The following is a 23,788-nucleotide window of genomic DNA, read 5'->3' on the forward strand; positions in this document are numbered from 1 at the left end:
GACAGCGGGCCGGAGTGGTTCAGCGCTGCTCGGGCGCGGACTCGCGGGCCGCCCCCGGACGCGCATAGGTGCGCCCCTTCCAGGCCGCTCCTCGCCCCCGGTAGTGCTGCACCGCGGAGTCGACAGTCATCAGGAGATACAGGAAGGCCGTGGCGGGCAGCAGGGGGGCAAGCCACAGCGGCTGGTCGTAGTAGCGCAGCATCGGTGCGTACGTCGAGGCCATCAGCAGCCACGCCGTTCCACCGGCCGCGACCGCCGCCGCGTTGCCGGTGAGGAGGCCCGCGACGAGTGCGACGGGCGGCATCAGATACACCACGACCAGACCGCCTACGGTGCCGAGCAGCAGCAACGGGTTGTGCCGAAGCTGCGCATAGGCGCTGCGCGAGATCATCCGCCAGAGGTCGGCAAGGCGCGGGTACGGGCGCACGCTGTCCACCCGGTCGGCGAGACCGAGCCAGATGTGGCCACCACTGCGTTTGACCGCCTTGGCGAGCGAGACGTCGTCGATGACGGCATGCCGGATGGAATCCGGCACCCGTGCACGCTCGGCGGCGTCCGCACGCAACAGCACACATCCGCCGGCCGCGGCCGCTGTCCGGGAGACCCTTCCGCCGATCCGGCGAAACGGATACAGCTGCGCGAAGAAGTAGACGAAGGCCGGCACCACGAGCCGCTCCCAGGCGCTCTGTGCGCGCAGCCGGGCCATCAGGGACACCAGATCGAACCCACCCGCGCCCGCCGCGGCCACCAGCTCCCGCAGACTGTCCGGCCCATGCGCGATGTCGGCGTCGGTGAGAAGCAGGTATTCCGGTGCACGCGCGCGTGCCAGTCCGATGCCGTGCCGTACGGCCCAGAGCTTTCCCGTCCAGCCCTCGGGCGGCTCGCCCGGCGACGAGACGGTGAGCGACAGCCCGCCGTGCCGCTCCGCCAGAGTGCGCGCCAGCTCACCGGTGCCGTCCGAGCTGCCATCGTCGACGAGGAACACCTCCGCACGCCCCGGATAGTCCTGGGCCAGCAGTGACGGCAGACTCTCCGGCAGTACGCCGGCCTCGTCCCGCGCGGGTACGACGATGCCAACGGCCGGCCACTCCCGCGGATCCTCACGCGGCGGCAACCGCAGGTCCGTACGCCAGAAGAAGCCGTGCCCCAGCAGCAGCCACAGCCACACGGCCAGTGATCCGGCGGCGGTCCACACAACGGCGCTCACCCGCCGCAGTCTGCCCCACCGCACCGGCCGCCGGGACCCCATCGTCTAAGGTGACCGGGTGAAGATCGCGCTTGTGGACTCGGGACTCGGACTGCTCGCGGCGGCTGCGGCGGTACGCCGCCTGCGGCCCGATGCCGATCTCGTACTGTCCACGGACCCCGACGGAATGCCCTGGGGGCGCACCCCCGACCACGTCGCGGACCATGCCGTGGCCGCCGCCGAGGCGGCCGCCGCATACCGGCCGGATGCGCTGATCGTGGCGTGCAACACCGCTTCCGTGCACGCTCTGCCCGCTCTGCGCGCACGTCTGGAACCGGACCTGCCCGTCATCGGTACCGTCCCGGCGATCAAGCCGGCTGCCGCCGGTGGCGGCCCCGTCGCCATCTGGGCGACGCCCGCCACCACGGGAAGCCCGTATCAGCGAGGTCTGATCTCCGACTTCGCCGCTGGCATCGAGGTCACCGAGGTGCCCTGCCCCGGCCTGGCCGACGCCGTGGAGCACGCCGACGAGGCGGCGATCGAGAAAGCGATCGCCGCGGCCGCCGCGCTCACCCCGGCTGATGTAAGGGCCGTCGTCATGGGCTGCACCCATTACGAACTGGTAGAGGAACTCATTCGCGAGGCCCTCCAGCAGCCCGATCTGCCGCCGCTCGCCCTGCACGGCTCCGCAGGCGCCGTAGCCGCCCAGGCGCTGCGCAGGATCAACGAGCGTCCCGCCCCCTCGGCGACCGCAGAGGGCAGCCTGACCGTGTTGCTCAGCGGACAGGAGGCGGCACTGCCCGAAACCGCCCTCACCTTCGCTGAGGGCAGGCTGCTGGCGGCCGTCAGCCCCGCCCAGTGACCGACATCATCGTCAGTCACGCTCCGCGACTCTGTGCCATCCTTCCGGAACATGAGTAGTCTCATGCCATGAGGGACCACCCCCACGGCAAGCGGGGCAGCGCCGGCCCCCCGCCCGAGATCTGGACCGGCCGCGCGACCAATCGAGCACAGTGGCTGCTGGCGACGGCGGGCTTCGCCTGCCTGGCCCTGGGCATCCAGCTTGCCGTCGAATCCCCATGGGCCTCCGGTGTCACCGCGCTGGTCATGTCCGTCGTCGGCTGCATCGCCGTGGGACTCCTCGTGGTCTTCGGCACCCTGGCATTCGTCCATGTCGCCGTGAAGGTCGACAAGGACTTCCTGGAGGTGCGGTGCGGCCACATCGGCGTCCCCCGCCGCCGCATTCCGCTTGCCGACATCGTCCGTGTCGACTTCGTACCCAGGGTGACCCCGCGGCACTGGGGTGGATGGGGCTACCGCTGGCGGCCGGAGAAGGGCACGGGTGTCATCGTGCGGCGCGGCGAGGCGGTGGTGCTCAAGCTGGGTGACGGTCACACCTTCACGATCACCGTCGACAACGCGGAGGCGGCGGTGCGGGCCATCCGCGCCCAGCTGCGCCCGACAGCGCCCGGACCCACGCTCTGACCTGAGTCAGCGGCCCTCCGTCCTCAGCGGCCCTCCGTGAACGTGCCGCTTTCGGAACGTTCCTGCGCACCGGTGAAGCCGTGCCCGAGATCATCACCCCACGGCCGCGACGTCGCAAAGCCCGCGAGCAGTCCCCCGCCCGCCGTCACCGTCGTGAAGCTCAGTGTGTTGCCGACCAGGGCCATGAGTGCCAGGGATGTCAGAGCGGCACCCGCCGTGACGGCGACCGGCGTGGCACGCGGCGACCGCCACAACGCGTACAGAATCCAGCAGAACACCGCTGCCAGCAGACTTACCCCCACGATTCCCTGCTCGGCCGCCTGCTGCAGCGGTGCCGAATGCGGCCTTCCGTCCGCGACCAGCGTCTGGGCGACCGTGGGGCTCAGCTCGCCGAAGCGGCCCGGGCCCACACCGAGGAACGGCTCCTGACCGGCGAGGTCGAGCGCGTCCCGCCACAACAGAATCCGGTGCTCGGTCAGCTGGCCCTCGAGGGAGATCGTCAGCCCATCCGGGAGGACGTCCTCGGTGACCGCCCAGGACAGGCCTGTCACCAGGGCCGTGGCGCCCCCGAGACCGGCGAGGGCCAGGCCCCTGCGCCGCATCCGGGCGGCGGCGAGCGAGTACAGCAGCACGCCGACGCACGTCACGAACCCGGCCGTCGACCCCAGCGTCGCGGCGGCCACCACGATCCCGGCCGCGAGCAACCGCAGAGCAAGGCGCAGTGCAGCCTGTTCAGCGGCCCAGGCAGCGCAACATGCAGCACCGGTGGACAGCGCCAGCAGCGCGGCGGTGGCCCCGGCGTCGCCGAGCGGCGATGCCATGTCCGGGCCCGGGGCAGCCGGAGGGGAGGTAGCGGCGAAAAGCAGACCGGCGAGAGCGCCGACGCAGGGTGCCCCAACCGGCAGGAGCGCCCCTGTGATCCGCCCGCACGCATACCCGGCGCCTACGGCGAGGACGGCGAGAAGTACGCCTTCGGGCCTGCCCTGGCGGCTGGCCGCGGTGATCAGGGACCACACCGCGCACGCCGACAGCACGACGATGCCTGCCGCGTCCGAGATACTGCGAAGCTCGCGCATACCGGGCGGACCACCGGCCGTCGCCATCCCCGTACCATCCACCCGTCGCCCCCCGACATGTGACGGGCCCCGGCTGCCGGGCCGATACGACCACGTGCCGGGGACTCGGGCACACGGTAACGGCTGGTGCACCATTTTGTGGACAGGTTGCGCAGGAATGATGCAGTAAACGGGCAGACGGCGGGCCGCAATCGGGTAGGCGGCGGGCCCCAGGAGCCGGTACGCCCGCATTGCGGGGGCCGCGGTCACGCGCCGTAGACTCGCCGCGTGACCGTCACCGCCACCTCCATAGACGAGCCGGAACAGCTCGAACCGCGAGCAGAGCCCGCCCCCCGCGCGGCACGTATCGCGCGTCGGCTCGTCCCGGCCGCCGCGGCGGCGCTCTCCGGAGTGCTGCTGTACGTCAGCTTCCCGCCCCGCACTCTGTGGTGGCTGGCACTGCCCGCCTTCGCGGTGTTCGGCTGGTGTCTGCGGGGCCGCACCTGGAAGGCGGGGCTCGGGCTCGGCTACGTCTTCGGGCTGGGCTTCCTGCTTCCGCTGCTCGTATGGACCGGTGTGGAGGTCGGTCCCGGGCCGTGGCTGGCGCTCGTCGCAGTCGAGGCGGTATTCGTCGCTCTGGTGGGCGTCGGCATGGCAGCGGTATCGCGGCTTCCTGTCTGGCCGGTGTGGGCGGCCGCTGTGTGGATCGCCGGCGAAGCGGCACGCGCGCGTGTACCGTTCGGCGGCTTCCCCTGGGGGAAGATCGCATTCGGGCAGGCAGACGGGGTCTTCCTCCCTCTCGCTGCCGCGGGCGGCACGCCGGTGCTCGGCTTCGCGGTCGTACTGTGCGGCTTCGGTCTGTACGAGACCGTCCGTCAGGTGGCCGGGGCCCGGCGAGCCCGGACCGTGCAGCGTGGCGCCGCGTTGGCGGCCGTGCTCACGGTGGTCGCACCGGTCGCGGGAGCCTTCGCCGCGAGTCCGCTCGTCAGCGACGCGGCCGAGGACGGTACCGCGACCGTCGCCGTCATCCAGGGCAACGTCCCGCGCGCGGGACTCGAATTCAACGCTCAGCGCCGCGCCGTGCTCGACTACCACGCGCGGGAGACCGAGCGGCTGGCCGGGCAGGTCAGGGCGGGCAAGGTCGCGCAGCCCGACTTCGTGCTGTGGCCGGAGAACTCCTCCGACATCGACCCGTTCCGCAACTCTGACGCGCGCGCCGTGATCGATGCGGCCGCCAAGGCGATCGGCGTGCCCATCTCGGTCGGCGGCGTCGTCCTGGCCGACAACGGCAAGCTCTACAACGAGCAGATCCTCTGGGACCCGGAGAAGGGCCCCACCGACACCTACGACAAGCGGCAGATCCAGCCCTTCGGCGAGTACATACCGCTGCGCTCGTTCATCAGCGTCTTCAGCAGTGATGTCGACATGGTGCGGCAGGACTTCAGCCGTGGCGACAAGCCGGGCGTGTTCGCGATGGCGGGGACCAAGGTGGGCCTTGCCACCTGCTATGAGGCCGCTTTCGACTGGGCCGTGCGCGACACGGTGACGCATGGCGCGCAGATGATCTCGGTGCCCAGCAACAACGCGACGTTCGACCGCAGCGAGATGACGTACCAGCAGCTGGCGATGTCCCGGATCCGTGCCGTGGAACACAGCCGGACCGTCACCGTGCCGGTGACCAGCGGCGTCAGCGCGGTGATCATGCCAGACGGACGGATCGTCCAGAGGACACAGATGTTCACTCCGGACTCGCTCGTCGCGGAGGTCCCGCTGCGCTCGTCTCAGACGCCGGCCACGCGACTGGGCGTACTTCCCGAGGTCCTTCTGGTGCTGATCGCGGCCGGCGGGCTCGGCTGGGCCGGGACCGCGGCCGTACGAAGCCGTCGCAGCGAACCCTCGGAGTAATCCATCGCCGGGAGCAGTGACCCATCGCCGTGAACGAGGGACGGCGGCGGGCCGCTAGGGTCGGCGCATGGCTACTCCTGACTTCATCCGCACGATCCGGGCCACCGCGGGACAACAGCTGCTGTGGCTCCCCGGCGTCACCGCCATCGTCCTCGACGACGAGGAGAGAGTGCTCCTCGGGCGACGCTCCGACACCCGCAAGTGGTCGGTGATCGGCGGCATTCCGGACCCAGGGGAACAGCCGGCGGCCTGCGCCGTGCGCGAGGTGTACGAGGAGACGGCGGTACGGTGCGTGGCCGAGCGCGTCGTTCTCGTCCAGGCCCTGGAGCCAGTCACCTACGCCAACGGCGACATCTGCCAGTACATGGACATCACCTTCCGCTGCCGGGCCGTGGGCGGAGAGGCGCGGGTCAACGATGACGAGTCGCTGGAAGTGGGCTGGTTCACGATCGATGCGCTGCCGGAGCTGAACGAGTTCGGGATGCTGCGGATCAAGCAGGCACTGGCTGATGGACCCACATGGTTCGACCCTATGACCTAGGGGCCAAGTATGGGGGTAGCCCACATCGGTTGAGGCGGGGGTCCTGCTTAGGGTCGGAGCATGACCGCGCCCCTCACCCCCGGCATCCCCGCTCAGGCCCTCGGAGCCCAGCCCCTCGACCTCGGCGGCCGCACCGCGCTCGTCACCGGTGCCGCAGGAGGCATCGGCCGCGCCTGTGTGCTGCGGCTGGCCGTGGCAGGGGCAAAGGTGAGGGCCGTGGACCGTGACGACGCCGGCCTGGCGGAACTCGTCGACCAGGCCGGCGAACTGCCCGGCAGCATCGAGCCGCGCGTGCTCGATCTCACCGACCTGGACGCAGCGGAGCATGCCGCCGCAGGCACCGACATCCTGGTCAACAACGCCGGCATCCAACTCGTCCGGCCGATCGAGGAATTTCCGCCTGACGTCTTCCACGCGGTACTGACGGTGATGCTGGAGGCACCGTTCCGCCTCATCCGCGGGGCTCTGCCCCATATGTACGGACAAGGGTGGGGCCGGATCGTCAATGTCTCCTCCGTCCACGGGCTCCGCGCATCGGCTTTCAAGGCTGCGTATGTGGCCGCCAAGCACGGTCTCGAGGGACTCTCCAAAACCGCCGCCCTGGAAGGCGCCTCGCACGGTGTCACCTCGAACTGTGTGAATCCCGGCTATGTGCGCACCCCACTGGTCGAGCAACAGCTCGCCGACCAGGCCGACGCGCACGGCATCCCGGAGGAGCGCGTGCTGGCCGAGGTCCTGCTGCAGGACAGCGCAGTCAAGCGGCTCATCGAACCCGCCGAGGTCGCCGAGGCCGTCGCCTATCTGTGCAGCCCGCAGGCGTCGTTCGTGACCGGTACGTCGCTGGTGATGGACGGTGGCTGGACGGCCCACTGACAGCTGACTCGGCCGACCGACCGACAGCCGGCACACGGCTGAGCCGGATGGCACACACCTGGCGGGTCCGCACCCACCTGGCGGTCTGCACGCACCTGGCGGGTCGATGCACCCGGTGGCCGACACTCACCACGGCGGGCCGACTGACTCGGCCGCGGTCTCGAAAATCCGAACGCCCGCGGGTTATCCACAGGGCTGGCGGGCCCGGCCGTCCGGCAGGTAATCCTTGTGAACATGTCTCGCGATCAACTGCACTCCGCCGGAAGCACCACCGCCGGCGTGGAGGCACCGTTCCTGGAACTCCTCGCCAGAGGGGCCTCCGCCGATGCGTACGAGCAGCCGGTGCTGCTCGCCCGCGCCGACGGACAGCCGCCCGAGCGCATCGCCGCCCTGGAGCAGGCCAAACTGCTCGCTCTCCGCGTGCGCTCGGAGATAGAGGGGCGGCGGCGCCGCGAGGCCGAACTGTCCGCGCTCTTCGAGACCGCGCACGACCTCGCGGGCCTGCGCGACCTCGACGCCGTCCTGCAGGCCATCGTGCACCGGGCCCGTTCCCTGCTCGGCACCGACGTCGCCTATCTCAGCCTGAATGACCCGGCCAGAGGCGACACCTACATGCGGGTCACCGAAGGCTCCGTCGCGGCACGCTTCCAGCAGTTGCGGCTGGGCATGGGGGAGGGGCTCGGCGGCCTCGTCGCCCAGACCGCCCGCCCGTATGTCACCGACGACTACTTCAAAGACGACCGCTTTCAGCACACGGGGGCCATCGACGCCGGCGTGCGGGAAGAGGGGCTGGTGGCCATCCTCGGCGTTCCGCTCATGCTGGGCGCCCATGTCATCGGAGTGCTGTTCGCCGCGGACCGCCGCGCCCGCGTCTTCGAACGGGAGCAGATCGCCCTGCTCGGCTCGTTCGCGGCCCTCGCGGCGGCCGCCATCGACACGGCGAACCTGCTGACGGAGACACGGGAAGCGCTCGGCCGCCTCGAGCGGGCCAACGAGATCATCCGCGACCGCAGCGGCGTGATCGAGCGTGCCTCGGAGGTCCACGACCGGCTCGCCGAACTGGTGCTGCGGGGCGGAGGAGTGCACGACGTGGCCGCGGCGGTCTCCCAGGTCCTGGATGGCACCGTGGAGTTCGCCGACGCGGGCACCGCTCCGGCCGAAGCCCTGGAGACGTCCCGAGCCGAAGGCCACGCCGTACGCCACGGTGGTGACTGGATCGCGGCTGTGACCGCGGGCGATGAGCTGCTCGGCGCGCTGGTGCTGCGGGGACACCCCGGCCTCGACCCCGTGGACCAGCGCACCCTGGAACGGGCAGCCATGGTCACATCACTGCTGATGCTCGCCCGACGCTCGGCATCCGAAGCCGAACAGCGCGTCCGCGGTGAACTCCTGGACGACCTTCTCGACTCCCGCGACCGAGACCCGCGCGTGCTGCGGGAGCGTGCAGTCCGGCTGCGCGCCGACCTCGACGCCACCCATGTGGTCCTCGCCGCCCGCTTGGAGGCTCCGGCCGCAGATGCCGAAGAAGGAGCCGCCGGGCGCCGGCGACTGTGGGCCGCAGCTTCGCATCTCGCCGCGACCCGGCACGGCCTGGCGGCCGCGCGCGACGGCGGCACAGTTCTGCTGCTGCCGCTCCACAAGGGCGACACCGCGGCCACAGTGGCCCGCCGCACCGCGAAACACATCGGCACAGCCGTCCATGAGGCGGTCACCGTCGGCGCCTCCGCACCGGTCGGGGACCTCGCCGCACATCCGGACACGGTCGTGGCCGCATACGCGGAGGCGCAGCGCTGCGTCGACGCGCTGCGCCTGCTCGGCAGATCCGGCGAAGGCGCTGCAGCCGAGGACTTCGGATTCCTGGGCCTACTGCTCTCCGACAGCCGGGACATCGCCGGCTTCGTCGACCGCACCATCGGGGAAGTCGTCGCCTACGACGCAAGGCGTGGCACCGATCTGGTCCGCACGCTGGACGCCTACTTCGCCTCCGGCATGAGCCCGGCCCGCACGAAGGACGAACTGCACGTCCATGTGAACACCGTCGCACAGCGCCTGGAACGCATCGCCCGCCTGCTCGGCCCGGAATGGCAGAACCCGGCCCGCGCGCTGGAGATCCAACTCGCACTGAGACTGCACCGGTTGTCTGCCGCAGTCATACCGTGACCCCCGCACGCGCCAGGCGTGCGGGGGTCGAACGGAGCACCGTGCCCTATGCGGTCCGTGCATCGGCAGGCGACGCCACGGGGGCATCCTGACCACTGCCGGGCTCCACCTCGGCCAGGTCACGCTGCCTGGTCTCTTTCGCCACGCCGACCGCGATCAGGGTCAGCACGGCTGCCGCGATCACATAGAGCGCGATGAGGGTGGAGCTGCCGGACTCCTCGAGCAGTGCGGTCGCGATGAGCGGCGCAGGCGCGCCGGCGGCAACGGACGCGAACTGCGCGCCGATCGAGGCGCCTGAGTAGCGCATCCGCGTCGCGAACATCTCGGAGAAGAAGGCGGCCTGCGGTGCATACATGGCGCCGTGCAGCACCAGTCCGACGGTCACGGCGAGAAGGAGGTTGCCGAAGCTGCCGGTGTCGATCAGCGCGAAGAACGGGAACATCCAGAGCCCGACCCCTGCCGCGCCCAGCAGATAAACGGGCCTGCGGCCGACCCGGTCCGACAGAGCGCCCCAGAGCGGGATCACCGCGAAGTGGACTGCAGATGCGATGAGTACGGCGTTGAGGGCGGTCTGCTTGGAGACCCCGGCCGACGTCGTGGCGTACACGAGGATGAAGGCGGTGATGACGTAGTAGCTGATGTTCTCCGCCATGCGTGCGCCCATGGCGATCAGGACGTCACGCCAGTGGTGGCGCAACACAGCGATCAGCGGAAGCTTTTCCACCTCGGCGGCGTGGTCCGCCTTACGCGCAGCGGCTTGGGCAAGTGCGGCCTTGAAGACGGGAGATTCATCGACAGAGAGACGAATCCACAGACCGACCATGACCAGTACACCGGACAGGAGGAACGGGATGCGCCAGCCCCATGACGTGAAGGCAGCGTCCGACAGCACCGCAGTCAGCAGCGAGAGCACACCCGTGGCCAGCAACTGCCCGGCAGGCGCGCCGGTCTGGGGCCAGGAGGCCCAGAACCCACGGCGCCTGGCATCGCCGTGCTCGGACACCAGCAGTACGGCACCGCCCCACTCGCCACCGAGTGCGAAGCCCTGAACCAGACGCAGCACCGTGAGCAGCACCGGCGCCGCGGTTCCGATCGTGGCGTGGGTCGGCAGCAGTCCTATCGCAAAGGTGGCGCCGCCCATCAGCAGCAGACTCAACACCAGCAGTTTCTTACGCCCGAGCCGGTCCCCGTAGTGCCCGAAGACCAGCGCTCCCAGCGGCCGGGCGGCGAAGCCGACGGCATACGTCAGGAAGGAGTACAGCGTGCCGACGAGTGGATCGGATTCGGGGAAGAAGAGCTGGTTGAAGACGAGAGCGGCAGCGGAGCCGTAGAGGAAGAAGTCGTACCACTCGATGGTGGTGCCGATGAGGCTGGCGGCGACGATGCGCTTGAGGTTCGACGGGGCTGGTGGAGCGGTTGCGGGCGACGACATCGGCACCACTTCCTGGCGTTCGACGGGGACGGTTGCGTGTTGCCACACCGTAGGAACGTGCAGGTCAGAGGCGTATGTGGTGGGACACCATAGTTCCGGGCGTTGGAGTGCGCGCGCACACTATGAAAGCGGTCCCGGGACCTTCTCGACGGCCTCGACGAGGCCCCGAAGGGGCTGCCCAGGTTGTTCTGAGCTTCTCCGGTCGGACCGCCGACGTAGCGGTTGACGGGCGGGACTACACGCTGCCGACCGATTTGGCGGCCTCAACCCAATGAGCCTTCCCGGTCACAGCTTGTGCATGATGCGCGTGCGTATCCAAGCCCCGGTGCTCAGGTGCTGGGTGCACCTGAGACGGCCAGATCGGAGGTGCGTCGCCCCGGATCGCCCCGAGGGCACCACGCCCTCATCCTGGAACGGTAGAGGTACTCGCTCGCTGCCGGAAGGAGCGTCGATGAAGGCCGTACGAGCCCACGATCGTGATGCGGCCGTGGACAGCCTGGTTGTGGAGGAGACCCCGTACCCGTACGCGGGCGAGGGCGACGTCATCGTAAGGGTGCGTGCGGCCTGCTTCACCCCGGATGAGCTGGCCTGGCCGGCCACTTGGGTCGACCGGGGCGGCAGGGACCGAGCGCCCGTCATTCCGGGACACGAGCTGTCGGGTGAGGTCGCCGAGGTGGCGGTCGGCACGACCGGGCTGTCGGTCGGTCAGCGTGTCGTCGGGCTGACCGACTGGAACCGGGACGGCACTCTCGCGGAGTACACGGCGGTGGAGGCGCGCAATCTGGCGCCGCTGCCCGCGGGAATCGACTACGTGCAGGCGGCGGCTCTGCCGATGCCGGGCCTCACCGCCTGGCAGGGCCTCTTCATACACGGAAGGCTGGAGGCTGGGCAGAGCGTGCTGGTGCACGGAGCGGGCGGGGGTGTGGGAATGGCCGCGACGCAGCTTGCCCGTGATGCCGGGGCGCGCGTGCTCGGGACGGGGCGCGAGGGGAGCCGGGACCGGGTGCTGGAGCTCGGCGCAGAGGTTTTCGTCGACCTCGGACAACCGGCGTGGGAGGAGGCGGTAGGCCGCGTCGACCTCGTCTTCGATGCCATCGGCGGGGAGGTACTCGACCGCTCTGCCGCCGTGCTCAGGCCCGGCGGCACCCTGGTGACCATCGCCCAACCCCCGACCGTGCGGCCCGAGGACGGTCGGGCCATGTATTTCATCGTCGAACCCAACCGTGATCACCTCCTGGGGATCATCGGCAGGCACCGGGAGGGCCGGCTGCGCCCGTTGGTGGGTGCCGTCCATCCTCTGGACCGTGCCCCGGAGGCGTTCCGCGCGAAGAAGGGAACCGTCGGCAAGGCCGTCATCCAGGTTGCATGAGCGCCACGCAGCAGGATCGGCGTCCTCGTCGTCACGATGTCTCATGCGCTGGCCCAGGTGTCACCGACGGTGCCCCGCCCACCGTTGGGCGGGCCCATCCACCTTGGGCGAAAGACGCGAGGCGGAGAAAGTCCGACCGCGCGCTACTACGAGGGTCTGGAGAACGAGGCACGCAACATGTGCGACTTCGCAGCGACGCTCCAGTCCGTGCTTGAGCTCGGCGAGGCTACGGCCGAGCAACCCAGTCCAGAGGCCGACCAGAGAAACAGCAGCGGTCGACCACCGTGGACAACACCTGTGACCGGCGCTGCTTCGGGCCGGCGTGCTGCGCCACGGCCCACCCGGCCCGGTGCGCATTCCGCGCCGGGCGTCCGCCGGGCCGAGGTAGGTGGCGAGAAGTTCGACGGCCCGACCGTGACCACCTGCTGAACCGGTGACGCCCACGACCCAGGCACACCGTTGCCGAGAAGAAAGATGGACCCGACATGGATCTGAAGCTCGAACTCATTGTGCTGCCCGTCTCCGACGTCGATCGGGCGAAGGCCTTCTACGAGGCCGCGGGATTCCGTCTGGACCTCGATGCCGCCGCCACTGAGGACTGGCGTGCGGTGCACCTCACGCCGCCCGGCTCGGAGTGCTCGATCATCTTCGGTAAGGGGCTCACCCCCCTGGCGCCGGGCTCCGTCCAGGGCCTGTACCTCATCATCGTCGACATCGAGGAGGCCCGCGCGGATCTCGTCGGCCGCGGCATCGAGGTGAGCGAGGTGTTCCACGATGCAGGAGGGATCTTCCACCACGGCCACGAGGCTGGACGGATCGTCCACGATGGCCAGGGCCAGGAGCGAGTGGCCGGCCTGCACCCCAACCGCGACTCCTACGGCTCCTACGCCACCTTCAGCGACCCGGACGGCAGCGGCTGGGTGCTCCAGGAAGTCAAGCAGCGGGCCCCCGGCCGCTGACACCGCCTCAGGCATCGGCTCTCGCCGCAGATCACGCCCCTTCCATGAGACCTGAGGTCGGCCTCGGGCCCCGTCGCCGTGCGGGAGATACGGCCAACGTCGCGCAGACCCGGCAAGCCCGCTCCGGAACATCCACCGAGTCACAGGAACAGCGATGAACCAAGCAATGATGACCGAGGACCGGCGCACCTACGACGTGATCGTCCTCGGCGCAGGCCCGACCGGCGAGAACGTGGCCGAACGCACCAGCGCCGCCGGGCTCAGCACCGTGATCGTGGAGCGCGAACTGCTTGGCGGCGAGTGTTCGTACTGGGCCTGCGAGCCCAGCAAGGCGCTGCTGCGGCCGGTGCTGGCTCGGGCCGACGCGCGACGCGTGCCCGGGCTGCGTCAGGCGGTGGGCGGGCCACTGGACGTCCCCGCGGTCCTCGCCCACCGCGACGAGATCGTCTTCCACTGGAAGGACGACAGCCAGGTCGGCTGGCTGGAATCGGTCTCCGTCGATCTGATCCGCGGCCACGCACGGCTCGACGGTCCCCGGAAGGTGGCAGTGCAGACCCCGGATGGCGGCACGGTGCTGCTGACCGCGCGACACGCTGTCGCCGTGTGCACCGGGACCGGTGCGGCCGTGCCCGAGATACCCGGGCTCGACTCGGTACGCCCCTGGACCAGCCGCGAGGCCACCAGCGCCGGTCGAGTACCGGGCCGCCTGGCCGTGGTCGGCGGGGGTGTGGTGGCCGTCGAGATGGCCACCGCCTGGCAGGCGCTCGGCTCCCAGGTGACCATGCTGGTCCGCGGCGACGCCGGACTGCTTGCGAGAATGGAGCCGTTCGCCGGCCAACTGGTCGCGGATGGTCTGCGCGAAGCGGGCGTCGACGTCCGACTCGGGGCCTCCGTGGCATCCCTGGCACGCGAGGACGGCGAGGTGCGGATAACGCTGGCAGACGGCGGGGAACTGGCCGCGGATGAGATCCTCTTCGCGACCGGCCGAGCCTCCCGGACGGCCGACCTCGGCCTGGAGACCATCGGACTCACTCCGGGCGACTGGCTGACCGCGGACGACACATGCCGCGTGACCGCCGTCGCCGACGGCTGGCTCTACGCGGTGGGCGATGTCAACCACCGCGTCCTGCTGACCCACCAAGGGAAGTACCAGGCCCGAATCGCCGGTGCCGCCATAGGCGCCCGGGCCAAGGGAGAGCCGGCCGACGAGACACGGTGGGGCGCGCACGCCGCGACCGCCGACGTCGTGGCCGTGCCGCAGGTCGTCTTCACCGACCCGGAGGTCGCGGCCGTCGGTCTGACCACGCGCGAGGCGGAGCGGGCCGGGCGCCGGGTCGAGGTGGTGGACTACGACATCGCAGGCGTCGCGGGTGCTCACCAGTACGCCGACGGCTACCGCGGCCGGGCCCGTCTCCTGGTCGACATGGAGCGTGGCACCGTGGTGGGTGTCACCTTCGTCGGCCCCGGCGTCGGGGAACTGCTGTACTCGGCCACCGTCGCGGTCGTCAGCGAGGTGCCGCTGGAAAGGCTCTGGCACGCCGTGCCGGCCTTCCCGACGATCAGCGAGGTGTGGCTGAGGCTGCTGGAGACCTACCGGGACCGGCAGAAGCCAAGCCCGCCATAACATCGCCGGCGATCGCGGGCAGCGCGCCCGTCGACGAAATCACCTTCGGAACCGGAGCATCGTCCGTCGGCGAGGGGTCCGGTCATGCAGTCGTACGTCAGGCCGGTGTGGGGATCTTCACGTAATCCAGTCCGCCGGCGTCGAGCCACATCTGGGTGGGGGAGCGGACCAGGCGAAGCAGGACGCTGTCGCAGCCGGGACAGCGCAGCACCATCCCGGGACCACCGAGGTAGGCGTGCGTTTGGGCAAGCATCGTCTGCTCGCCGCAGCCACGGCATCGTCCGGAAGCCATGGTCATGTCGGTTCCGAACAGGGACTCGAGGTCCCCGGCGGCGGCGTTGCCGTCAAGGAAGTCAGGCGTCAGAGTCATGGAATTCACCTGTTTTTGTGCGATGCACCCGGAGAGCCGTCGCCGGCTGGTGAGCCGGCCACTGGCGGCGTACCGCCCATGGCCGCGCACGCCACCTGCCTCGCTTCATCTGCTGGGTCCAAAACGCTCGGTTCGGATACGGCCAGGGTGGTGGCCGAGGGCCACCAGCAGTCCGGCGGCCTTTTCCACGAAGCCGGTGGAACCGCAGACGTAGCAAGTGGGTTCGAAGTCCGGTGGCCACCCGGCGCCTGACAGGTCAGAAGCGGTGAACCGCCCGGGGGGCCGCGGCCACTGTGGTGGGGTGGAGCGGGAATAGAGGTATGTCTTGTCGAGGCCCGGGTCGTCCCGCCTCAACTCCGATACGAAGAGCCGGTACTCAGGGCTGCGCACGGAGTACACCAACCGGAAGGGCGTACGGCTGCCGATCGCGCGGCGCATGCGGATCATCGCCATCAGTGGCACCAGGCCGGAGCCGCCGGCCACGAGCAGAATCGGCTCTGTCTGCTCGGGACGCCACACAAACCAGCCGCCGACCGGTCCGCGCAGCTCCACCACGTCGCCCACGGCGAGTTCGTCCGTCAGATACGGGGAGACCTCGCCGTCGTCTACACGCTGAACGGTCAGCTCGACGCTCTCGCCGTCGGGTGCCGACGCCAGTGAGTAGCTGCGCTGTGTGCTGTAGCCGTCCTCCGCCGTGAGCCGCACATCGACGTGTTGTCCCGCCAGATGACCCGGCCAGCCGGGCACGTCGAAGACGAGGGTGCGCGCAGTGTGGGACTCGACGCGCCGATCGGTCAAACGGGCAGCCTTCCAGCGCAGCCGGTCGCCTAGTCGCCTTGATACCGCTGCTCGCGCCATGGGTCCCCATAGTCGTGGTAGCCGATGTTCTCCCAGAAGCCCCGCTCTTCCTCGTCGAGCAGCTGGATGCCGCGCACCCACTTCGCGGACTTCCACAAGTACAGGTGCGGAATCAGCAACCTGGCCGGGCCGCCGTGCTCCGGCGCGAGTTCGTCGCCGTCGTATCGGTAGGCGATCCATGCCTGCCCGTCGAGGAGGTCCTCCAGGGGGACGTTGGTGGTGTAGTCGCCGTAGGAGTGAACGAGCGCGTACTCGGCACTGGTCTCCACGTCCTTCAGAAGGACGTCCAAGGAGACTCCCTGCCACTCCGTCTCGAACTTCGACCACTTGGTGACACAGTGCAAATCGACGGTCTGCGTTTGGCTGGGCAACGCCATGAACTCCGCCCAGTCCCAGATGTGCCGTGCGCCGGTCTCTGTGCGGATGGTGAATTCCCACTGGTCCAGGTCCACCGCCGGAGTGGGTCCTGCCGACAGAACGGGGAAGTCGGCGGTCTCGTACTGCCCAGGAGGCAGTCTGTGCCGTGCATCCCGTGCTCGGCCGTGGAATCCGCGTGAAACGCTGGGCATACCCTGCCCCCATTCTCAGCGCAATTGCGTTTTCCATTCTCCAGGACATCGCGCAGCACAGCATCTCGAGACGAGCCGGCGGTGTCGTTCTGGGCATCAATCCGGCTTGTCCTCCGCTCCCGGTCCAGCGGATGTCCGTGAACGGTTCAGCAAGGGCAGCGCAAACAAGGGAAAGACGATCACTGACAAGAGACCCGCTGCCACCAGCGCGGCTGCGTTGGCCGGTCGGATCGCGTCCAGCTTCAAACCGATCGTTGTCGCCGCCACGATCACGGGAAGGGAAGTGGCCTGCAGGAGTCCACTGGCCATGACCTCTGCCCGCGAGAGACCCGCGCTGCGGTAGGCCAATGCGGGCAGTCCACGAACGAGGAGGAGCGCGGCAAGGAACATCGGTACCCGCAGCACCGTCGCGGCGTCCGCGAACAGTGCGCCGAGGTCGAACTGGATTCCGCTGGTCACGAAGAAGACCGGGACGAGGAATCCATAGCCCAGGCCCTCCAGTTTTACGTGGAACTGCGGATGCGTCCGTTCGGCGTCGGGGTCGACCAGCCGCAGTACGGCCCCCGCAATGAAGGCACCCAAAATGGCCTCGAATCCGAGATGCATGGCGCCCGCGGACAGGCCGACGATCAGAAGCATGGCCAGGCGGATTCGGACTTGGGCGCTCGTGTCCGCCAAATTCACTACGGCCCGGGACAGCCACATCGAGCGCCCCGCACGTATAGAAGTCACCGCGATGAGCGCCGTCAGGCAAGCCAGGCTGAGCAACAGAAGCAGCTTGGAGCCCGGGCCCGAAGCATGCTCGGAGAAGAACAACGACAGCAGCAGCACAGCGCTGATCTCGCCTGCAGAGGCTCCACCGATGGTCAGTTGGCCGACTGGTCGGTCGATTGCCTCGGCGTCCTTCAGGATCGGGACCAGAAGCCCCAAAGACGTTGCCACCAGCGCGGTGCCGATGAGCAGTGGGCTCTCGACCAGCCCGGCGAAGTCCAGCCCCCAGCCAACGACCCCGGCCAGCACAATCGTGCCCGCCAGTCCGATGGCGATGAGCCGCGCCCGTGGGCCGTGCAGTTGCTGGAAATCGATCTCGAGCCCGGCAAGGAACAGCAGGAAGCTCAGTCCAATGATCGACAACGCCTGAACGGTGGCGTCCGGCTGCACCAGATTCAGCACCGCCGGACCAACGATCACGCCGGCCACGATCTCGAGGACCGGGCCCGGGAGGGGGACTCGGGGCACCATGGCGAGGAGGAACGGGACGCCGGCGCCTACCGCGAGAACGATGACCAGATTGTCGTAAGACATGGTGTCTCCGGTGGCCGCTAGGCGGTGCGCTGGCTATGACCAACGTTGCCCTCTTACGTGATGCTATGGGCTGCTGGTCCCCCTAGGCTGATGGGACGAACTGCTCGGCGCGGGCGTACACGTGTGATCATGCTCGCACTCTGCTAAGGATGCGATCGATGGTCGCCAGCAACCTCGTTCTCCTGGGCAACGCCGGTGGTGTGGGCCGCACGGTCCTGGAGCAACTGCGCGCGCAGGGCGTGCCCGTGCGTGCGATGGTGCGCCGCGACGACGATCGTGCGGCCGAGCTGCGTGGGCTCGGCGCGGAGGTGGTCCTCGGCGATCTGACCCGGCCCGAGAGCATCGCGGCCGCGCTGGAGGGCGTCGGCAGGATGTACTTCGCCATGCCCGTGTCGCCGGACCATCTGCTGGCCGCGACCGTGGTGGCCAGCGTGGCGCGCGAGCACGGAAACCTGGACGCCCTGGTGAGCATGTCCCAGATGACGGTGTCGCAGATGACCGCCACCAGCACCTCGGAGTCGCACCAGCAGCGCCTGCACTGGCTGGCGGAGCAGGTACTGAACTGGTCGGGCCTGCCGGTGGTACACATCAGGCCGACGTCGTTCCTGGACAATCCGCTGTTCACCGTGCTGGCAGCACGGTCGATCCGGGAGAGCGGCACGATCGCGTTGCCGTTCGGCACTGGGCGCACTTCGCCGATTGCTGTGGAGGACGTCGCCCGAGTGGCAGCCACCGTGCTGCGCGACCCGGCCCGGCACATCGGACACGTCTACGAGCTCACGGGCCCGCGCTCGGTCGATATGACGGAGATGGCCGAGGAGTTCTCACGGGCGTTGGGGTCCCCGGTGTCCTATGTGGACGTGCCGCTGGAGCAGTGGCGGGCCGAAGTCCTCGCCAAGGTGGGCCTGCCGCCGCACACCGAGGAGCACATCGCCACCATGGCCCGACTGCACCGCGAGAATCGCTACGACCGCGCGACGGACGACGTACAGCGCGTCACGGGCATTCCTGCCCGATCGGTCGAAGCGTTCGTGGCCGCCCGTAAGGAGTTCTATCTGGGCTGAGCCGCACCGGCCGACACGTACCACGCCGACCAGGCGTGATCGAGCCCCGTGCCCCGCCCACCAGCGACCCGTTGCCCCCCGACACCTACACCGAACCGGGCGCCCAGCTCTCCGGTGTCGGCCCGCGGGCGGTGATTGGCACTGCATCCACTCACGGCGCTGAGTACCGTGCCCCCGTCGCCTCTCTTCTTGTACGCGGCGGGGGCCGCCATTCAGTGGTCGAGCGGTTCGTAGTCGAACCAGTCGAAGTGGATGGTGCCGGCTGAGGCGTACATCCCGATGACGCGGCCGGTGAAGCCGCCGGCCACCTCGGTGGACAGGTACCGGCCATCGAGTGTCGTGAGTTCGACGAACGTGCCGTTCGGTTCCTCGACGCCGATGGTGAGGGTGTCGGGGCCGGTACGCGCGTCGTTCAGTTCCTGTACGGCGGCCACCTCGATTCTGAGCACCAGGGGGCCGGCGGGCATCGCATGAGACGCCACCACGGTGTGCAGCGGGCCGATGCGGGCGAGCACACGCACCTCGCCGGACGCCGCCTCGATGTCGTAGTGATGCTGTTCGTCGAGGCGGACGGCGAGGCCACCGCGTCCCTCCGCCGGGTCGATCAGGGTGCGTACCCGGCAGGACAGGTGTTGTTGGCGCCGGCCGACGAACGTCACGTCGTGATCGTCGAGTGATCCCCCACGGGCGTGCAGCGTCAGCCATCCTGCCCGTTCCTTCGTCGTGCAGGTCTCCGCGGGGCGGCGGCGCAGCGAGATCCAGCACGGGGCCAGCTCACTGAGGTCGAAGTCGTCCCGGACCGGTGTGACGGCGCCCGGCTGGAGCGGCCACGGAGGCGCGGGCATGACGAGCGACAGTTCACCGACGACCGGCCAGTCGTCGACCCAGCTCACTGGCGCCAGGAATGTCTCGCGGCCGAGTACGTGCCAGCCGGGGGTGCCACCGCCGGGGCGTACCCCGAGCAGCACCATCCACCACGAACCGTCAGGCGCCTGGACGAGGTCGCCGTGGCCGGTGTTCTGGATGGGGTGATCCGTGCCGCGGTGCGTCAGGATCGGGTTGGCCGGGCATGGCTCGAACGGCCCGTTGGGCGTGCGGCCACGGGCGATGGAGACGCCGTGGCCCCGCTCGGTGCCACCTTCGGCGATGAGCAGATACCAGTAGTCGCCGATCCGGTACAGATGCGGTGCTTCCGGTGCTTTGGCATGGGGCGTGCCGGACCAGAGCCGACGCGGCGGGCCGAACGACTCGCCGGTGTGGGGATCGATGCGGATCTGTTCGACTCCGGCATAGGTGCACCAGCAGTTGCCCTCGTCGTCCCAGGCGAGATCCGGGTCGATGCCGGGAACCCCGGGCAGCCGGATCGGGTCGGACCAGGGACCGGCCGGGTCGGTGGCGGTGCTGAGCAGGTGGCCGCCGTCGTTCACGTTCGTGGTGATCAGCCAGAAGCGGCCATCGTGGTGGCGCAGTGTGGGCGCGTAGATCCCGCCGGAGGAGGTGGTCTCGGGCGGGAGGCGCAGTTGGCTCGGCCGTTCCAGGGCGTTGCCGATCTGAGTCCAGTGCACAAGGTCCCGGCTGTGGAAGATGGGTACGCCGGGGAAGTATTCGAAGCTGGAGCAGGCGAGGTAGTAGTCCGAGCCCGCCTGGCAGATGCTCGGATCGGGGTGAAACCCGGGAACCACGGGATTGTTGATGGTGCTGGCGGTTGCGGGCATGCTCGACACCCTCATCGAGTCCTTTCATCGGGTTGGCCACACTGCGCCAGCGTCGGCCAGTGCCGTCGAGTCTGAAGTGGGTGGGCGGCGTTGACTAACGCCAGGTCCTGATACTCCATCTCAGGCGGGCCCGCGGTGCGCTGGTGCTGCGAACAGCTTGCGAGATGTCTGACATCGTCGGCCTACTCCGGCGGTCGAGCCGTGGTCCGGCGCGGCACGAGGGTGGGGGAGAGTCTGACCTGGACCGACGGCCGGCGACGGTCGGCGATCCGTTCCAGGAGGAGACGGGCGGCGTTTCTGCCGATCTCGTGGCCTGCCTGGTCGACGCTGGTCAGTGAGATGGGGCCGAGCGCGGCGAACGTGGTGTTGTCGTATCCGGCCACCGAGATGTCGCCGGGAACGGAAAGCCCGGCTTCAGCGACCGCTTCCAGCACGCCCATGGCAACGATGTCCGCTCCGGCGAAGACGGCCGTGGGAAGGCGGGGGCGAGCCAGCAGTTCCTTCGCGCCCTTGTAGCCGCCTTCCTGGGTGTAGCTGGTGGAGACCACATCGATCGACTCCGCCAGGCCGAGCGCCCGCATGGCCTGCCGGTATCCGTCGGCGCGCCGGGCGTTGGGCATCTCCGCGCGGCGCGTCGGGTCGGTTTCGCGGTGTTCGATGTGGGCGATCCGGCGATGCCCGAGACCGGCGAGGTGATCGACGATCAAGGACGCGCCCTCGACGTCGTCGTCCACCACCGTGTCGTACACCGGAGAGGACCCGTGCCGGCCGACGACGACGGTCGGCACGGAGGAGGCGACCTGTTCGAGATGGGTGCGAGGCGACACGGGTGCGATCATGATGATGCCGTCCATGCGGCGGTCGATCATCGCCTCGGTGACGCGGGCTTCCGCCTTCTCGCCGTTGCCGCCCGGTCCCAGGAACACCTGGTATTCGGTGTCCTCCAGCGAGCCGGTGATGCCGTCGAGTATCTCGGGGAAGAAGGGGTTGCGGATGTCCGGCAGCATGACGCCGATGGTGTACGTCTGCCCACGGAGGCCTCTGGCACCCGCGTGCGGCCGGTAGCCCAGCTCATCGATCGCACGGCGGACCTTGGCACGCATCTCGGGGCTGGCTCCGTAGGCGTTGCGCAACACCTTGGACACGGCGGTCGTGGACACCTGGGCGTGACGGGCGACGTCGACGATGGTGACCCTGCGCGATGGTGCTGACGGCTCCATCGGTTCCTCCCCCTTTGGGTAACGTTGCCGCCGAGTGTACGGACGGATCCCGCTGCTCAGTAGGCATCTCGCGGCGGACTGCGCAGTTCACCGCCGTAACGATGATGCAGCGTGCGCGGCATCTTGACGTCACGCGGGACCCTCTCTAGGGTCTGGCCACACCCTTTGGGAAACGTTACCCACAGCCCGAACGCGGGCCGCCCGGCCCGGCATCGCATCAGCCACCCAAGACGAAGAAACCGGCAGGCGCTCCTCGCCGCCTCACGCTGACCGGAGCCTGACCGCGAGTGTGTTTGAAACGATTCAAGAAGGAGGTGCGTCGGTGACTCTCGCCCCGTACGAGCAACTCCCGGACCATGACCGGCCTCCGGATGCGGAACCGGTTCCACGAGTCCGGCGGGCGCGTACCACCCCGCCCTGGTGGTTCGCGCTGCCCGCGCTGCTGCTGTTCGCCTTCGTCGTCCTGGTGCCGAGCGTTCGCGGTGTCTACTACGCCTTCACCGACTGGGACGGCCTCGATCCCCACTTCTCCTTCGTCGGACTGGACAACTTCTCCGACATGCTCAGCGACCCCGACGCGCAGCAGGCCATCTGGCACACCCTGCTGATCGCCGTGTCCATCACGGTCGTTCAGAACGCGCTGGGCCTGCTGCTGGCCCTCGGGGTCAACACGGCGATCAAGTCCCGCAACGTGCTCAGAGTGTTCCTGTTCGCGCCGGCCGTCATCACGCCGATCGTGACCGCCTACCTCTGGCGCAACCTGCTCGGTCCGGACGGTGCGGTCAACAGCCTTCTGGGTGCGGTGGGTCTGGACGGCTGGCGGCAGGACTGGCTGGGCAGTCCGCAGCTCGCCCTGTGGGCGGTGGTCGGCGTGATCGTCTGGCAGTTCGCGGGCTACTCGATGGTGATCTTCCTGGCGGGGCTCCAGTCGGTGCCCAAGGAGGTCCATGAGGCGGCGGCCATCGACGGTGCGGGTGCTGTACGGCGTTTCTGGTCGGTGACGCGGCCGCTGCTGGCCCCGGCGCTCACCATCAACCTGATGCTGTCGATCATCGGAGGGATCAAGCTCTTCGACCAGGTGTACGCGTTGACGGGCGGGGGGCCGGGGCACGCGACCGACACCATCTCGACGCTGATCTACAAGGACGCCTTCACACTCGGTGAGTTCGGCTACAGCATCGCGCTCGCGGTCGTCCTCACGATCATCGTGGCGGTCGTCTCGACCGGACAGTACGTCGTGCTGTCCCGCAACGAGAGGGCCGCGTCGTGAACCGTTACCGCCGTCGCACGCTCGCGCTGGAACTGGCGGTGATCGCCACCGCCCTGGTCGTGGGCTTCCCGGTGTATGTCCTGGTCAACATGGCCGTGCGGCCGACGTCCGACTCCTCGTCGCCGATCAGCCCGACCACCTCGCCCACCCTGGACAACTTCTCGCAAGCCTGGCAACAGGGCGCGCTGGGCGGAGCGTTGGCCAACAGTGTGCTGGTGACGGCCTGCAGCGTCTTCATCGTGCTCGCCGTCTCGTCGCTGGCGGCGTACCCGCTGGCCCGCGTCACGGCTCACTGGTCGCGGGGTACGTATCTGACGTTCCTCCTGGGCCTCGTCCTGCCCTTCCAACTCGCCTCGCTCCCGCTTTACCAGACCATGCGCGACATGGGCCTGCTCGGCACCCCGTGGGCCCTGGTTCTCTTCTACTCCGGCCTGCAGGTGCCGTTCACCGTCTTCCTCTACGTCGGCTTCCTGCGCGCGCTGCCCCGCGACTTCGAGGACGCGGCACTGATCGACGGCTGCACACCGCTGCAGGGCTTCCGGTATGTAGTCCTGCCGATGCTCAAACCGGTCACGGTGACGGCGCTGGTGCTGAACGCGGTCGCCGTGTGGAACGACTTCTTCACCCCGCTGCTGTACCTCAGCGGCAGCGCTCAGCAGACCATGCCGGTCGCGATCGCCGGCTTCGTCGGTCAGTACGTCACCGACTGGAACCTCATCTTCGCCGCACTGGTGATCAGCATCCTGCCCGTCCTGCTCGTCTACTTCCTGCTGCAGCGCAGCATCATCAACGGCTTCGCGGGAGGGCTGCGCGGATGACGCACGACGC

At 69.2% G+C, this 23,788-nt stretch carries 21 protein-coding genes; 12 read left to right on the forward strand and 9 right to left on the reverse strand.

Going from position 1 to position 23,788, the window contains the following annotated elements; all coding sequences use genetic code 11:
- Positions 1-19 precede the first annotated feature (19 nt).
- A complete protein-coding gene (locus tag H1D24_RS09060; RefSeq protein WP_181656894.1) occupies positions 20-1,207 on the reverse strand; it encodes a glycosyltransferase in 1,188 nt (395 codons plus the stop codon).
- Positions 1,208-1,265: 58 nt separating this feature from the next.
- Between H1D24_RS09060 and H1D24_RS09065 the strand changes: the two genes are divergently transcribed.
- Together H1D24_RS09065 and H1D24_RS09070 are read left to right on the forward strand one after the other, a co-directional pair.
- A complete protein-coding gene (locus H1D24_RS09065) occupies positions 1,266-2,048 on the forward strand; it encodes a glutamate racemase (protein WP_181656895.1) in 783 nt (260 codons plus the stop codon).
- A gap of 68 nt (positions 2,049-2,116) precedes the next feature.
- The gene (locus H1D24_RS09070) at positions 2,117-2,671 is read left to right on the forward strand and encodes a hypothetical protein (protein WP_181656896.1); all 555 of its coding nucleotides are present in this window, start codon (positions 2,117-2,119) and stop codon (positions 2,669-2,671) included.
- Between the two features lie 23 nt (positions 2,672-2,694).
- On the opposite strand, the gene H1D24_RS09075 is transcribed toward H1D24_RS09070, so the two are convergent.
- Entirely contained in the window at positions 2,695-3,774 is a 1,080-nt protein-coding gene (locus H1D24_RS09075) for an O-antigen ligase family protein (protein WP_181656897.1), read from the reverse strand.
- 240 nt (positions 3,775-4,014) lie between these two features.
- Between H1D24_RS09075 and lnt the strand changes: the two genes are divergently transcribed.
- The 4 genes from lnt (at position 4,015) to H1D24_RS09095 (ending at position 9,205) form a co-directional block, all read left to right on the forward strand.
- The gene (lnt, locus tag H1D24_RS09080) at positions 4,015-5,631 is read left to right on the forward strand and encodes an apolipoprotein N-acyltransferase (RefSeq protein ID WP_181656898.1); all 1,617 of its coding nucleotides are present in this window, start codon (positions 4,015-4,017) and stop codon (positions 5,629-5,631) included.
- Positions 5,632-5,698: 67 nt separating this feature from the next.
- Positions 5,699-6,172 (forward strand): NUDIX hydrolase, encoded by a 474-nt coding sequence (locus tag H1D24_RS09085; RefSeq protein WP_181656899.1) that lies wholly within the window; start codon positions 5,699-5,701, stop codon positions 6,170-6,172.
- Between the two features lie 60 nt (positions 6,173-6,232).
- A complete protein-coding gene (locus H1D24_RS09090) occupies positions 6,233-7,045 on the forward strand; it encodes a 3-hydroxybutyrate dehydrogenase (protein ID WP_181656900.1) in 813 nt (270 codons plus the stop codon).
- Between the two features lie 234 nt (positions 7,046-7,279).
- Positions 7,280-9,205, forward strand: a complete 1,926-nt coding sequence (locus H1D24_RS09095) for a helix-turn-helix domain-containing protein (RefSeq protein ID WP_181656901.1) — start codon at positions 7,280-7,282, stop codon at positions 9,203-9,205.
- A gap of 46 nt (positions 9,206-9,251) precedes the next feature.
- On the opposite strand, the gene H1D24_RS09100 is transcribed toward H1D24_RS09095, so the two are convergent.
- Complete coding sequence (locus tag H1D24_RS09100) at positions 9,252-10,637, reverse strand: MFS transporter (RefSeq protein ID WP_181656902.1); 1,386 nt, start codon at positions 10,635-10,637, stop codon at positions 9,252-9,254.
- A 451-nt stretch (positions 10,638-11,088) separates the two neighbouring features.
- On the opposite strand from H1D24_RS09100, the gene H1D24_RS09105 reads away from it, so the two are divergent.
- The 3 genes from H1D24_RS09105 (at position 11,089) to H1D24_RS09115 (ending at position 14,589) form a co-directional block, all read left to right on the forward strand.
- Positions 11,089-12,006 carry an NADP-dependent oxidoreductase gene (locus tag H1D24_RS09105; protein WP_181656903.1) on the forward strand — a complete coding sequence of 306 codons (918 nt, stop codon included), beginning with the start codon at positions 11,089-11,091 and terminating at the stop codon, positions 12,004-12,006.
- Positions 12,007-12,491: 485 nt separating this feature from the next.
- Complete coding sequence (locus H1D24_RS09110) at positions 12,492-12,965, forward strand: VOC family protein (protein WP_181656904.1); 474 nt, start codon at positions 12,492-12,494, stop codon at positions 12,963-12,965.
- Positions 12,966-13,134: 169 nt separating this feature from the next.
- Positions 13,135-14,589 carry a dihydrolipoyl dehydrogenase family protein gene (locus H1D24_RS09115; protein WP_181657087.1) on the forward strand — a complete coding sequence of 485 codons (1,455 nt, stop codon included), beginning with the start codon at positions 13,135-13,137 and terminating at the stop codon, positions 14,587-14,589.
- 97 nt (positions 14,590-14,686) lie between these two features.
- On the opposite strand, the gene H1D24_RS09120 is transcribed toward H1D24_RS09115, so the two are convergent.
- The 4 genes from H1D24_RS09120 to H1D24_RS09135 all read right to left on the reverse strand — a co-directional run bounded on the left by H1D24_RS09120 (position 14,687) and on the right by H1D24_RS09135 (position 17,691).
- Entirely contained in the window at positions 14,687-14,959 is a 273-nt protein-coding gene (locus H1D24_RS09120) for a DUF6510 family protein (RefSeq protein WP_181656905.1), read from the reverse strand.
- 105 nt (positions 14,960-15,064) lie between these two features.
- Complete coding sequence (locus H1D24_RS09125) at positions 15,065-15,817, reverse strand: ferredoxin reductase (protein ID WP_181656906.1); 753 nt, start codon at positions 15,815-15,817, stop codon at positions 15,065-15,067.
- The gene (locus tag H1D24_RS09130) at positions 15,787-16,386 is read right to left on the reverse strand and encodes a sulfite oxidase-like oxidoreductase (protein WP_181656907.1); all 600 of its coding nucleotides are present in this window, start codon (positions 16,384-16,386) and stop codon (positions 15,787-15,789) included. The genes H1D24_RS09125 and H1D24_RS09130 overlap by 31 nt, the downstream gene beginning before the upstream one ends.
- Before the next feature lie 96 nt (positions 16,387-16,482).
- Positions 16,483-17,691 carry a cation:proton antiporter gene (locus H1D24_RS09135; protein ID WP_181656908.1) on the reverse strand — a complete coding sequence of 403 codons (1,209 nt, stop codon included), beginning with the start codon at positions 17,689-17,691 and terminating at the stop codon, positions 16,483-16,485.
- Positions 17,692-17,849: 158 nt separating this feature from the next.
- On the opposite strand from H1D24_RS09135, the gene H1D24_RS09140 reads away from it, so the two are divergent.
- Positions 17,850-18,755, forward strand: a complete 906-nt coding sequence (locus H1D24_RS09140; protein ID WP_181656909.1) for an NmrA family NAD(P)-binding protein — start codon at positions 17,850-17,852, stop codon at positions 18,753-18,755.
- Positions 18,756-18,967: 212 nt separating this feature from the next.
- Here H1D24_RS09140 and H1D24_RS09145 read toward each other — a convergent pair whose 3' ends face one another.
- Positions 18,968-20,485: a glycoside hydrolase family 43 protein gene (locus H1D24_RS09145; RefSeq protein ID WP_181656910.1), complete on the reverse strand. Its 1,518-nt coding sequence runs from the start codon at positions 20,483-20,485 to the stop codon at positions 18,968-18,970.
- A 167-nt stretch (positions 20,486-20,652) separates the two neighbouring features.
- Positions 20,653-21,690 (reverse strand): LacI family DNA-binding transcriptional regulator, encoded by a 1,038-nt coding sequence (locus H1D24_RS09150; protein WP_181656911.1) that lies wholly within the window; start codon positions 21,688-21,690, stop codon positions 20,653-20,655.
- Positions 21,691-22,012: 322 nt separating this feature from the next.
- Here H1D24_RS09150 and H1D24_RS09155 point away from each other — a divergent pair, with 322 nt between their 5' ends.
- Together H1D24_RS09155 and H1D24_RS09160 are read left to right on the forward strand one after the other, a co-directional pair.
- On the forward strand, positions 22,013-22,960 hold the full coding sequence (locus H1D24_RS09155; RefSeq protein WP_181656912.1) for a carbohydrate ABC transporter permease: 948 nt from the start codon (positions 22,013-22,015) through the stop codon (positions 22,958-22,960).
- Complete coding sequence (locus H1D24_RS09160) at positions 22,957-23,778, forward strand: carbohydrate ABC transporter permease (protein WP_181656913.1); 822 nt, start codon at positions 22,957-22,959, stop codon at positions 23,776-23,778. Before H1D24_RS09155 ends, H1D24_RS09160 begins: the two co-directional genes overlap by 4 nt.
- Positions 23,779-23,788: the final 10 nt, after the last annotated feature.

Source organism: Streptomyces himalayensis subsp. himalayensis (genome assembly GCF_013778455.1).
Classification (GTDB): Bacteria; Actinomycetota; Actinomycetes; order Streptomycetales; family Streptomycetaceae; genus Streptomyces; species Streptomyces himalayensis.